Here is a 13061-nt window from a genome sequence, read left to right as displayed (position 1 = left end):
GGCAACTTCACTCTACACATACTTATCTTTCTACGGATATTTGTTCGGGCTGCTCAACTTGGTGTTGGTTTACTTTACCGCTGATTAATTTTTGATACCAAAATGTAGCGAGCAAAATAAATATGCCGATTCCCATAAACAAAATGACTTTTTGCCATAATAAAGCATTAGCCGCATCAACTATTGCCAGTTTAGCAATGCCTAAAGCAATTAACGCAAAACTAAATCGAACCGTGCTAACTTGTTTATCTTGAGTAAAGAGGATTGCTGCGCCATGAATTGCCAATAAAGGCGCAATTAACAAGTCGAGTTTGTAGTTATTTAATTGTGACAATAGCAGAACATATGTGGTCGCCAAGATAGAGTGTAACAATAACTCTGTTTTTGCTTTTAGCCGACTACCAAAAGGAGACTGCATAAATCGACTAGACTTTTTATATAATGCTATTGCAACAAAGATTGCAGGTATGGCGGCGTAACGAGCTTCAAAGAAAATAAGCAGCCAACTGATGCAAATAATGATTAAGTTAGTTACAGCTATCAGCGAAGCATTGTTATGCGCATATCTGGATATAGTGAGTATATTTAACAGCATAGCCCAATAAACTGCAGCAGTGACAAAACCATAAAAAGCCTCATTGGTAAAATTTACAACGAGTTGTGGTAGGACAAAACCTAAGGTTATTAATCCCCAACTACAAATTAATTCTTGTGTCGGATGTTGGGCTCGTTTATTCAGAAAATAAGCTGTGGTGAAGAAGGCTGTGTAACCCGATATCGCAACCATGCTGTTTAGCGCGTTTAGCTGCAGAGTTGCGACTATTAATATTAAACAACTTAATATGGTTAATACTTTTGTTTGTTGGTGAAGATATTGGTGTTTAACTTTTTGTGCTAGCCAAAATGCAAGTGCAGGTGATAGCCAAAGTAGGGTTAATATATCTAGCTCCCAACGTCTATAAGCTGACGCTAACCAACAAACAGGGATTAACAGATAAAATAGAATTCTGGCGTGTTCCGCGTAGTGACTTATTGCACTTGTCGGGTGATAGCGACGATAAAATTCAGACCATAACCACAGTTGTAAGAATGCTGAAATTGTTGCTAGTTTGGCGTAAATAGGCAATTGCATAAAATGGAAACTATCTACTTGTAACTTTCCTTTGACTATATAAGCGAGCGGCACAATGATCAGAGCGGCAGCAAAAATTTCGATAGCAACTTGTTTGCAATGTTTTGCTCTCAATAAGATTAAACCTTGCAGCACAAGTACTAAAGCACCAGTGTAATCACCCAAATAAATAGCGCCAGCACAAATAAGCAAAATTGTTAGCCAAATAATTTCAATTAGCTGTAAGTTAGGTTTGATGGTGTTTTTGCTGAAATTGTTAAAGACACGCCTGTTAGTAATTAAGCGACACCAAATTGCCATACTCAACAAAATAAACAAAGATATGATCCAACCATCTAGTGTAGCCAAAGCAGGTAATGGGAAATATTGGCTGAGTGCCGCCAGCGAATAAATGATAGCGACAACTGTCAGTATTTGTCCCTGATTTATGCTGGAGCGCATCGAATACTGTCGTCCGATAAACAGTAACATGAGTCCTTCTACCACGCCGGCAATCCCCCAATAAGAATTGCTGAACATACTTATTATTAGCATTGCTATCCAGACAGCAGACATCAGCAAAAATATAGCTGCTACCTGGCGATTAAACCGATAAAAAATCCAGGTTGTTGCTGCGGCTAAACAAGCATTGAAACCTAAGCTGACATTTAATACTAATTGTGAATGGGTCGGGATTTGCCAACTTAACAATATAAAAGCGCCTAAGCCGGTGGCGAGGAAAATAAGCGCGGCTTTAGCAGGTTTTTGTCTACTGTATAGTGATGCAACTATGTAGGCAAAATAGACTAAATAAAGGAGTTCAACAGTCCATTGCGGGATCAGCATATTATCGATATTTATTAGCCACTCGATTGACGCGATAGAAAAGGCCAGCGTCAGGTTTGCCAACCATTGACCTAAGTATTTATAGGCTAACAACAAACTGCTAGTTGTAATAAATGTTAGTGATAACAAATAGTATAAAGGGTCTAAGCTTAAGGTATTAGACAAGATTGGCATGATCGCAATACCTATTATACCTAAAGCACTGACTACTTTTGTATTCAACCACAAGGCGAGCGTATGACATAATGAGGCTATCATTAAATATAACAGGAACACCCAAAGCTCAGGCAACAAGTTATATACGCTGCCTGAAAAATATACTGTGGTATAACTTAGAAGTAAGCCTAAAGCGACGATTGCTGAAGCAAATTCATCAAAACGCGTTTTCAGTTTTAAGCCAATTCCGACTGCCATTACGAATAAAGCAGCTATGCACATCAACAAGGCTTTACTGTCAGCACCGAGCTGATCAATAACCAACTGCATTAAATAGGCAAAGCCAGCGAGCGTTAATCCAATACCTGTTACCGTCAAGAGCAAAGTTGCCAATATGCCGCGCTGTTTATAAGAAAGGTAAATATTGTAAACAGGTGCAAACCATTCAAAGATAATATGCAAGAGTGAAGTGATAAATACACTTAGCTTTGTTGGGCGTTTGGTTTTTGTTTGGGTGTTATCAACACTCGCATCGAAAATTGCCTCGGGAGCCTCGTCTACTTTAGCACTATGGCTGACTTCAATATTTGTGGGGGAGTGGTTAGATTGTTTGACGACAAGAGCATTCAACCTAAGTTCAACATCAGCAATTTTTTGGTTAAATTGGCTTTTAAGTTGGGCTAATTCTTTTTGTAGTTGTGTAATTTCTTCTTCCATGAATTCTGCTAGTTATTTATTTGTAGTCACAACATGAGTGTAGCACATCCCTTATTTGACTCTTACATGTTATTTAATGCTAAAAGTTAGCTTGTGTTTTTATCTGGCCTGTATATACTGACAGTACTTTGTACTGTATGGATAAACATTGTTATGCGCCCACTCACGCCAAGACAAAGCGAAATATTACAGCTGATAAAAGACAATATTCAAGAAACTGGCATGCCACCAACGCGTGCTGAAATAGCGAAAATTTTAGGTTTTAAATCACCCAATGCCGCAGAAGAACACTTAAAAGCGTTAGCGAAAAAAGGTGTGATTGAGATTATGGCAGGTACTTCACGTGGTATTCGTTTAGTCGCCCAAGATGGTGACTTAGTTGAAGAAGAAGGTTTACCGCTCATTGGCCGTGTTGCGGCTGGTAGCCCAATTTTGGCTACTGAACATGTTGAACAACACTATAAAGTTGATCCTGCATTGTTTAGACCAAACGCTGACTTTTTACTGCGTGTACACGGCGACAGTATGGTAGATGTCGGTATTCTAGACGGCGACTTGTTGGCTGTGCATAAAACGCAAACAGCTCAAAATGGTCAAGTGGTGGTTGCTCGTGTTGAAGATGATGTAACTGTTAAGCGTTACCAGCAAAAAGGCCATAAAGTGACCTTGATCGCAGAAAATCCTGACTTTGCGCCAATTGAAGTTGATTTAACTACAACACCTTTTGCCATTGAAGGTTTAGCTGTTGGTGTTGTGAGAAGTACAGGTGGTTTTTAGTTAAAATTTTCCCCTAGTCTTTTTTGTGTAATAAAGTCGAGTGTTTAGTGGTTATTTACCTCGCACTCCGCTTTATTGCTATATTCTTGCCTATTTCTACTTTTCCCTTTCAACAAATATTCAATAAATCCCCTCGCTTAATTGTTAAAAAATAAAAATATTTTTGTTTGTTATTGGATCTAATGCAAAACCTTGTCTATTTTTTATTCATAACCTATGTAAACACATGTTTGCATACGCAGTCATAAAATAAAACTAATGCTGTATTAATTGATGTGGGAATTGTTGCGCTAACAATCTAGTTTATTCACGCCAATTGATCAGCAAAAAAACAAGGAGTTTTAGCTGTGGTCAAAAGAGTTGTTGCATCTATCTTCGCTGTTATGGCGTCCAGTTTATCTTTTGTGAGTTTAGCCTCAAGCGAGCGGAGTGATTTAAACTTGCCGGTTGGCGTGACTGACATAAGCCAAAAAGTTTATGACCTGCATATGACGATATTTTATATCTGTATCGCCATTGGTGTTGCTGTATTTGGTGTAATGCTATGGGCTATGGTGTTTCACCGAAAGTCACGTGGGGTAAAAGCGGCTAATTTTCATGAAAGCCTCAAAGTCGAGGTGGCATGGACTATAGTGCCGTTTTTCATTTTGATTGGTATGGCAGTCCCCGCCACTAAAACCTTGTTTGAAATGGAAGATGCTTCCGAATCTGACATTAGCATAGTGGTGACTGGCTCACAGTGGAAATGGCATTACAAATACCTAGATGATGACATTGAGTTTTATAGTTTGATGTCGACGCCAATGGAGCAAATCCAAAATAAATGGGTAAAAGGGGACACCTATTTACTCGAGGTGGATAAACCGCTAGTCATTCCAACCAACCGCAAAGTCCGTTTTTTAATGACTTCAGATGATGTAATTCATAGTTGGTGGGTGCCTGATTTTGCTGTGAAAAAAGATGCAAACCCTGGTTTTATTAATGAAGCTTGGACTCGCGTAAACGAACCCGGCATTTACCGTGGTCAATGTGCTGAATTATGCGGTAAAGATCATGGTTTTATGCCTGTAGTGGTCAAAGCTTTGCCACCAGAAGAGTTTGATGAGTGGATGGCGCAGCAAAAAGCGCTTAAAGCTGCTGCTGCCGCAGAAGAAGCTAGATTATTGGCAATGAACATGAGCTTTGAAGAGTTGATGAAAGAAGGTGAAGCGGCATACATGGGGTACTGTGCGGCTTGTCATCAAGCCAATGGCGCTGGATTGCCAGGGGTATTTCCATCATTAATTAACAGCCCAATAACCTTGGGTGATGTAAACGGCCATATTGATATTGTGGTTAATGGTAAAAAAGGTACGGCCATGCAAGCTTTTGCTAAACAGATGAGTTTAAAACAAATTGCTGCAGTGGTTACCTACGAGCGCAACGCTTGGGGTATAAACTCCGGCGATTTAGTTCAACCAAAAGATGTCCATCAATTTATCAATCAGGGCGAATAAGGGAGATTAATGTATGAATTCAGTGACTAGCACTCAAGACACTGCTGCGCACGAATCTGACCACGGACATGATTCGCACCATGCACACCACGGTCCTGCTAAAGGGATAAAACGTTGGTTATATACAACTAATCACAAAGATATTGGCACCTTATATTTATGGTTTGCCTTTATTATGTTTTTAACCGGTGGCGCTATGGCTATGGTCATTCGTGCCGAATTGTTCCAACCTGGATTACAAATTGTTGAACCACACTTTTTTAATCAAATGACCACAGTGCATGGTTTGATTATGGTGTTTGGTGCAGTTATGCCTGCGTTTACTGGTTTAGCTAACTGGATGATACCTATGATGATAGGTGCACCAGATATGGCTTTACCTCGGATGAATAACTTAAGTTTTTGGATTTTGCCTTTTGCTTTTTTAATTCTACTCGCGAGTTTATTCGTTGAAGGTGGTGGTCCTGCATTTGGTTGGACTTTTTATGCGCCTTTATCCACTACTTATAGTGGCGATAGTACAGCTTTGTTTGTGTTTTCTGTGCATATTATGGGTATTTCGTCGATTATGGGCGCAATTAACGTAATTGTTACCATTTGGAATATGCGTGCTCCGGGCATGACTTGGTTAAAAATGCCATTGTTCGTCTGGACTTGGCTGATCACTGCATTTTTATTAATTGCGGTTATGCCTGTGTTAGCCGGCGCTGTGACTATGGTGTTAACCGATAAGTTTTTTGGTACCTCGTTTTTTGACGCTGCAGGTGGTGGTGACCCTGTAATGTTCCAGCACATCTTTTGGTTTTTTGGTCACCCTGAAGTCTATATTATGATTTTGCCGGCATTTGGTATTATCTCCACCATAGTGCCGACCTTCAGCCGTAAAAAACTTTTTGGTTATACCTCTATGGTGTATGCCACAGTATCTATAGCGGGTTTAAGTTTTGTCGTGTGGGCACACCATATGTTTACTACAGGCATGCCGGTTTACGCTGAACTGTTTTTTATGTATTGCACCATGCTGATATCCGTGCCGACCGGCGTTAAGGTATTTAACTGGGTCGCGACTATGTGGCGCGGCGCAATTTCTTACGAAGTGCCCATGCTGTTTTCTCTGGCCTTTATTGTGTTATTCACTTTTGGTGGCTTCTCTGGCTTGATGTTGGCGATTACCCCGGTTGATTTCCAATATCACGACACTTATTTTGTTGTCGCTCATTTCCATTATGTGTTGGTCACAGGTGCAATTTTCTCGTTAATTGCTGCTGCTTATTATTGGTTGCCTAAGTGGACAGGCGTTATGTATGACGTTGGTTTAGCCAAATTACATTTTTTGGTGTTCACTTATTTCCGTTAATGTGCTGTTTTTCCCAATGCATTTTGTTGGTTTGGCCGGTATGCCAAGACGTATTCCGGACTATTCAATTCAATTTGCTGATTGGAACCAAATTATTAGTTTGGGTGGCTTTGCCTTTGGTTTATCACAACTTATTTTCTTAGCTGTATTGATAAAAGCCAGTAAAAAACAAGGTGAGCCAGTGGACAATCAAGTATGGGATGGTGCGGAAGGTTTGGAGTGGACGGTTGCATCACCAGCGCCTTACCACACCTTTAGCACACCACCGAAGATTCAAGATTAAGCAGGTGGATTAAATGTCAGAGCCAATGTCATCAACAGAGCAGCAAGTGCAACAAGCAAATAGCCGTTTGGTTAAACGCTTGTTGCTGGCGACTGTATTAATGTTTGGTTTTGGTTTTGCTTTGGTGCCTCTGTACGACGTCTTTTGTGATATCACAGGAATTAATGGCCGCATATATCAAAAAAGCCCAGAAAAAGCTCAAGGTATTGAAGGGCAAAATTTGGTGGCACCATTAACACAGGCAGAGCAAAACAACATAGATTTATCCCGCTCAATAAAATTAGAAATGATGACCATCAGCCAAGCTGGTGGTGCCATTTTATTTGAACCTATTGATAAAGTTTTGCGGGTGCATCCGGGGCAAATGGCTGAAGCTAGGTTTCGTATAACTAATGTGTCGAAACAAGCTAAATATGTACAAGCTATTCCTTCGATATCACCCGGGCAAGCTGGTTTGTATTTACATAAAACTGCGTGTTTTTGTTTTGAACAACAGCTTATTGCAGCGAATCAACAAAGCGAATTTGTTATGCAATTTTATTTGGACACAGATATGCCCAAAGATGTATTGCAAATGACTTTAGCTTATACCTTGTATTAGGAGGCTTAACCATGTCACAAACTGAACACACGGAATATTACGTACCAGCACAAAGCCCTTGGCCAATATTAGGGGCAATTGCGTTGTTTTTAATTGCTGTTGGCGCAGGTACTTTAGTTGCGCAGTTGGGCAAAACGGGTGAAGCAGGCTGGGGTAAATGGGTGCTAATTGTTGGCATAATTGCTGTGTTATTCATGATGATAGGCTGGTTTAGAGACCAAGTGATCGAATCGCGAACGGGTCTACATAGCCAGCAGCTTGGCGTTTCTTACCGCCAAGGCATGAGCTGGTTTATTTTCTCTGAAGTGATGTTTTTTGCCGCGTTTTTCGGTGCTTTGTTTTACGCGCGTATGATTTCAGTTCCATGGCTTGGTGGTGCAGGCAACAACGAAATGACTAATGTGGTGTTATGGCCTAACTTTCAAGCTATGTGGCCATTAACAACAACACCAGATGGCACAACGACCCAAGCTATGGGGCCAATGGGTTTACCTCTAATCAACACTATCATACTGGTTGTATCGTCGGTAACAGTGCATTTTGCCCATGTGGGTTTAGAGCAAAATAAGCGCAAACAGTTATCTAATATGTTGCTGCTCACTATAGTGCTAGGTTGCATATTTTTATTCCTGCAAGTTGAGGAATACATTCATGCGTATCGAGATTTAGGGCTAAAGCTCGACTCTGGCGTGTATGGTAATACCTTTTTCTTATTAACCGGCTTTCACGGTATGCATGTAACCTTGGGCACACTGTTTTTAATTGTGATGTATTTTCGGGTGTTGAAAGGGCACTTTACTCCAGACAACCATTTTGCTTTTCAAGCGGCAAGTTGGTATTGGCATTTTGTTGATGTAGTTTGGTTGTGTTTGTTTGTTTTTGTATATGTGCTGTAGGGTTTAGATTCGCCCATGGCGATTGAAGTTTTGCTCCTAATCATTGTTCCAGCACGCTTAGCATAGTTGAACGTGTTTGAAGTTAGCTCAGAGCAAGTGTTGAAGCGATAATTTAGAGCAAAATTTCTTTTTCATGGATGAAAAAGCGAAGCGTATAGGGATATATTTACAGCGGTTTTGCGAAAATTATGCTTCAAGATTTGCGTTGTTTGATACTTAGCGAGTTGCCTGTAAGCAATGCATAAGTTAATAAGGGCGCTGATTTGGTTCAATCCAGCCCATTGACAGTGCTAAAACAATTAAAACTAAGGTGAGGGCTGAAAACATTACACGGCGGCCTAGATTACGAGTCATCTGTTGGTTTTTATCGTCTCTACTCATAGCCATTAACGCGCGGAATAAACTAAAAATAGAAATGAATAATAAAACAACAATAATCACTTTAAGCATACTTTGTCCCTAACGAGGTTTTAATGAAGATAGCGGCAAATTTACATCTTCATATTCGCCCAACTGCGCTGTTAATTTGGTTAGTCTCAACAGGCATTTTAGTCAGCCTAGGTTTATGGCAATTGTCGCGCGCCAATGAAAAGGAGCTTATTTTACAAAACCTCAACAGTCAACCTAGCCTTGAGCTGGTCGATTCAAACTATCTTAATAATCTCACGACACAATCTTTTTATCCGCATCAAGTTAAACTGCGTGGTCGTTTTGAGCCGCAAAATTTATGGGTGCTCGATAACCAAGTTAATAATCATATATTAGGTGGCAATTTAATTATGCCATTTGTTATGGAAGCGCAAGATTTTACAACAAAGCTATTTATTGATTTTGGCTGGATTAGCTATAACGCTCAGCGCCTACCTAATCAGCAAGATTGGCAGAGTTGGCAAGCTAAATTTGCTCAAGTTCAGAGCCAAGCACAGCAAGTTGAACTGACGGTCTTTATCACACCGTTACAGCATAATGTATTTACATCAATCCTAGTTGAACAGCGCGATGGTTGGCAGTTTGTTGGACAAATTTCATCTCAGTTAATTGAAAAACAGGCAAAAACTCAAGTATTGCCTATACTGGGTATATTGGATGAAAAATCACCGTATGCGCTGTTGGTTGAGCGGCCGCTAATCAATATGCCGCCAGAAAAACATACAGCTTATGCAGCACAGTGGTTTTTACTTGCAATCGCGCTAAACCTAATAATATTAATAAAGGCAGTCTCATGGAAAAAACAGCCGATCTTCAGTTAAATCAAGCGAACAACTCAATCAGTAAATGGTTACTAGTGGTGGTATTTATCGCGCCAGCGATATTTGCTTGGTGGGCACTTAAAGCTAATTGGTTTAATTTAGCGGTCACCAATCAAGGTGTGTTATTACAGCCAGCGATTTCGCTTAATAACCAACAACTGCCAGAGCAACTGCAAAACAAATGGATAATTAGTTATTTTGTTGATGAGAATTGTCGCCAATGCGACAACGCTGTGTATTTGCTTAATCAAGTTAGAGCTGCATTGGGTAAAGAACAAGCTCGCAGCGAAATTGCTTTGATTAGCACTGAGTCATTGTCTAAGCAGACTGAGCTTACGCAGATAAAACTTAATTCAACTGGGCTCGCCCAGTTAGTAGTCGGGCATTTTTATATTATCGACCCACTCGGGCAGATTATTTTGCAATATAGTTTAGAGCAAACGCCTTCGTCAGTAACGACAGAACTTGAGCAAGATAAAATTCTTGGCAAAGCCATACTGGCAGACCTTCGAAAATTACTAAAACTTTCTAAAATCGGATAAGGAGTGCTTATGCTCTGGTTAAGCCGTTTTGCAATTGTATTGGCTTTTGTGGTGGTAGTTTTAGGCGCTTTCACGCGTTTAACTGAAGCTGGGTTGGGGTGTCCTGATTGGCCGGGCTGTTATGGTTTTTTAACTGTACCAACGGCAGAACAAATCGACACTGCACATGCGCGATTTCCTGAGCAACCCGTGGAACATCACAAAGCATGGAACGAAATGATCCACAGATATTTTGCCGGCACTTTAGGTTTAGTCATTCTTGCATTGGCAATAGGTGGGGTTCGCACATCACAACAGCGCGAAGAAAAAATATTCAGCCTAGCGGCTATTTCAACCCATACATCTGCGTTGTTATTGCTGGTGATATTTCAAGCTATTTTAGGCATGTTAACCGTTACTATGGACTTAAAGCCGATAATAGTTATGGGGCATTTATTGGGCGGTTTTAGCATATTTGTTTTATTGGTTTTATTAGAAAGACGATTGGTTAAACAAAAAGCCGATAGTGGCGAGCATAGCTGTGGGGTACAGGCTAACAAGTTGATGCTAGCAACTGCCGCCGCAACTGGCTTGCTAATTATTCAAATTGCTTTGGGCGGTTGGACAGCAGCCAACTATGCTGCATTAACCTGTACTCAATTACCTATTTGTGAAGGTGATTGGCAAAATAAACTCGACTTTGCCCAGGCCTTTTCACCGACACCGCATGCTGAAACCTACCAATATGGTGTTTTAGATTATGCTGCACGTATGACCATTCATGTAACCCACAGAGTGGGCGCTATTATCGTGACCTTAGGTTTATTCTTGTACTGCCTGTTGTTGTGGCGGGCAAAAATATTTACTAAGCAGCTTATCAGTATTAATTTGCTGTTATTTATGCAAATTAGTTTAGGCATCAGTAATGTGGTGATGAGTTTGCCGCTGGCTGTGGCGGTAGCACACAATGCTGTTGCGCTCTTGTTGTTGTCGAGTTTAATTATTACTTGGCACAAAGTCAGTTTGATCAGCAAGGTACAAGTACAACAAAAGCAGTCTCCACAAATATTATTGCCGGTTAAGGAGTTATCATGAGTGACAAAGTAATTGGTGGTTTTGACCAAGCGCGAATTCAAGCTAAATTCTGCATCCACCACTGGCGCGATTTTTTTGAATTAACCAAACCTAAAGTGGTCGCACTGATTTTATTAACCACGGTAGTTGGTATGCTAGTTGCCAGTGAACAACTGCCAAGTGTGTCTGTATTATTGTTATCTTTAATCGGCATTGGTTTATTGTCTGGCTCTGCTGCGGCCATTAATCATGTAGTTGATGCTAAAGTCGATGCCATGATGGCACGCACTCACTGCCGCCCAATCGTTAGAGGGCGTGTTAGTCATATACAAGCCTTGGCCTTTGCCGCGCTAATTGGTGTGATTGGTTTTGTAGTTCTCTACGCGGGTATAAACCCGTTAACCGCCTATCTTACGCTTGCGAGTTTAGTTGGGTATGCAGTTGTTTACACACTGTTTTTAAAGCGTGCTACACCACAAAATATTGTGATTGGTGGACTAGCTGGCGCTATGCCGCCGCTACTAGGCTGGACTTCTGTAACCAATAATATTGCACCAGATGCTTTATTGTTGGTACTTATTATATTCACATGGACGCCACCCCATTTTTGGGCTCTGGCCATTCATAGAAAGAACGACTACGCCAAAGCCAAGATTCCAATGTTACCAGTAACTCATGGCGTAGAATTCACCAAAACTATGGTGTTGTTATATACCCTGTTGTTAACAGCAGTATGTATATTGCCTTGGCTGGCTGGTACTTTTAGTTACTTCTATCTGGCTGTTGTTACAGGACTCAATATTAGGTTTATTCAATACGCATATAAACTTAAATACCATGCAACTGCTGATACTGCGTTCGCCATGTTCAAATTCTCGATATGGCACTTATTATGGTTGTTTGTGGCCATGTTGGTTGATCACTTTATCTTTTAGTTTACTTGTTATGTCGGTATATTGCCTGCATTAACAGATACAGAAGAGTTGGAATATAAGTGCGTTATTTAGCATTAATAATGGTGTGTTTTGCTGTTTTGGCTTGCTCACCACAGCAACAATCGGTACAAGAATTTGACAATGTATTGATATATCCAAAAACAAAGCTGTTACCAGAGTTTAAATTGACCGATCAATTTGGCGATGAATTCGGCAACAGCCAACTGCAGGGCAAGTGGACGATATTTTTTATTGGTTACACATATTGCCCTGATATTTGTCCTACTACCTTGATGGATTTAAATCGGATATATCCGCAATTACAGCAACTCAGTCAGCCTGTGCAAGTGGTGTTGGTTAGTGCGGACCCTGCGCGTGATAGCAGTGAACGCCTTAAACAATATATAGAATTTTTTAATGCTGATTTCAAAGCGGTTCGAGCCGAACATGCACAGCTGTTCCCATTTACGCGTGCACTCAATTTGGTTTACGCTGTGTCCGACTCGACTGAACAAGATTATCTAGTGAATCATTCAGCTTCTTTGTCGTTGGTTAATCCAAATGGTGAATTACAGGCGATTATCAAACCAGACTTTAGTGCAAAACCAGCCCAAATCGACTTTCCGAAAATTATCAAAGTGATTGATACTTTAATAAAAAATTAAAAAAAACTCTCCGCAAATTTGTTTTTTCTAAAAGCCCTTCTAATATAAAAAGTACATAGGAAATGTTAAAGGGCTTTTTATGCACAAGGTTTTTCAATTACCCGAGTTATGTACCGTAGTTGAGGTTGAACCTTATTATCAAGAATTAGCTGCCATTGTTACCCAACAGCAAAATGTTGAAATTGATGCGAGTAAAGTAGAACGCATAGACACGGCATTTATTCAGTTATTGATAGCCTTAGAACAAAACCTTCAAAAATCGGGTACTCAATTTCGATACGGTAAACGTAGTGAGATGTTTAATAACGCGTGTCGAATTTTAGGTTATTCGTTTGATCCTCAAAGTTAATTCAGTCACAACAATAACGGAAGCAGT

Annotated in this window: 12 protein-coding genes and 1 pseudogene; 11 read left to right on the top strand and 2 right to left on the bottom strand. The window is 40.3% G+C overall.

Annotation, left to right across the window (positions count from 1 at the left end):
- Positions 1 to 22 precede the first annotated feature (22 nt).
- Positions 23 to 2830, bottom strand: a complete 2808-nt coding sequence (locus tag WSC_RS0112915) for a DUF2339 domain-containing protein (RefSeq protein ID WP_016956353.1) — start codon at positions 2828 to 2830, stop codon at positions 23 to 25.
- Between the two features lie 153 nt (positions 2831 to 2983).
- Here WSC_RS0112915 and lexA point away from each other — a divergent pair, with 153 nt between their 5' ends.
- From lexA to WSC_RS0112890, 5 genes and pseudogenes are all read left to right on the top strand, one after another.
- Entirely contained in the window at positions 2984 to 3607 is a 624-nt protein-coding gene (gene lexA / locus WSC_RS0112910) for a transcriptional repressor LexA (protein ID WP_026016837.1), read from the top strand.
- Between the two features lie 383 nt (positions 3608 to 3990).
- Complete coding sequence (coxB, locus tag WSC_RS0112905) at positions 3991 to 5103, top strand: cytochrome c oxidase subunit II (protein WP_050996186.1); 1113 nt, start codon at positions 3991 to 3993, stop codon at positions 5101 to 5103.
- Between the two features lie 13 nt (positions 5104 to 5116).
- A pseudogene (ctaD, locus tag WSC_RS22730) lies at positions 5117 to 6743 on the top strand (cytochrome c oxidase subunit I).
- A gap of 13 nt (positions 6744 to 6756) precedes the next feature.
- Entirely contained in the window at positions 6757 to 7344 is a 588-nt protein-coding gene (locus tag WSC_RS0112895; protein WP_016956351.1) for a cytochrome c oxidase assembly protein, read from the top strand.
- Between the two features lie 11 nt (positions 7345 to 7355).
- Positions 7356 to 8240, top strand: coding sequence for a cytochrome c oxidase subunit 3 (locus WSC_RS0112890; RefSeq protein ID WP_016956350.1), 885 nt, complete (start codon positions 7356 to 7358; stop codon positions 8238 to 8240).
- Positions 8241 to 8486: 246 nt separating this feature from the next.
- Here WSC_RS0112890 and WSC_RS0112885 read toward each other — a convergent pair whose 3' ends face one another.
- Positions 8487 to 8690, bottom strand: a complete 204-nt coding sequence (locus WSC_RS0112885; protein ID WP_016956349.1) for a DUF2909 domain-containing protein — start codon at positions 8688 to 8690, stop codon at positions 8487 to 8489.
- Positions 8691 to 8713: 23 nt separating this feature from the next.
- On the opposite strand from WSC_RS0112885, the gene WSC_RS0112880 reads away from it, so the two are divergent.
- The 6 genes from WSC_RS0112880 (at position 8714) to WSC_RS22725 (ending at position 13034) form a co-directional block, all read left to right on the top strand.
- The gene (locus tag WSC_RS0112880) at positions 8714 to 9490 is read left to right on the top strand and encodes an SURF1 family protein (protein WP_016956348.1); all 777 of its coding nucleotides are present in this window, start codon (positions 8714 to 8716) and stop codon (positions 9488 to 9490) included.
- Positions 9463 to 10032: a hypothetical protein gene (locus WSC_RS0112875; protein ID WP_016956347.1), complete on the top strand. Its 570-nt coding sequence runs from the start codon at positions 9463 to 9465 to the stop codon at positions 10030 to 10032. Before WSC_RS0112880 ends, WSC_RS0112875 begins: the two co-directional genes overlap by 28 nt.
- A 9-nt stretch (positions 10033 to 10041) precedes the next feature.
- On the top strand, positions 10042 to 11106 hold the full coding sequence (locus WSC_RS0112870) for a COX15/CtaA family protein (protein ID WP_016956346.1): 1065 nt from the start codon (positions 10042 to 10044) through the stop codon (positions 11104 to 11106).
- Positions 11103 to 12020 (top strand): heme o synthase, encoded by a 918-nt coding sequence (gene cyoE / locus WSC_RS0112865; RefSeq protein ID WP_016956345.1) that lies wholly within the window; start codon positions 11103 to 11105, stop codon positions 12018 to 12020. Before WSC_RS0112870 ends, cyoE begins: the two co-directional genes overlap by 4 nt.
- A gap of 59 nt (positions 12021 to 12079) precedes the next feature.
- Positions 12080 to 12685 carry an SCO family protein gene (locus WSC_RS0112860; RefSeq protein WP_016956344.1) on the top strand — a complete coding sequence of 202 codons (606 nt, stop codon included), beginning with the start codon at positions 12080 to 12082 and terminating at the stop codon, positions 12683 to 12685.
- 79 nt (positions 12686 to 12764) lie between these two features.
- Entirely contained in the window at positions 12765 to 13034 is a 270-nt protein-coding gene (locus WSC_RS22725) for an STAS domain-containing protein (RefSeq protein WP_016956343.1), read from the top strand.
- The last annotated feature ends 27 nt before the right edge of the window (positions 13035 to 13061 follow it).

The organism is Catenovulum agarivorans YM01, assembly GCF_000281085.1.
Classification (GTDB): Bacteria; Pseudomonadota; Gammaproteobacteria; order Enterobacterales; family Alteromonadaceae; genus Catenovulum; species Catenovulum agarivorans.
Note: the sequence above shows the minus strand (reverse complement) of the source record. Positions and strands in the feature narration are given on the sequence as shown.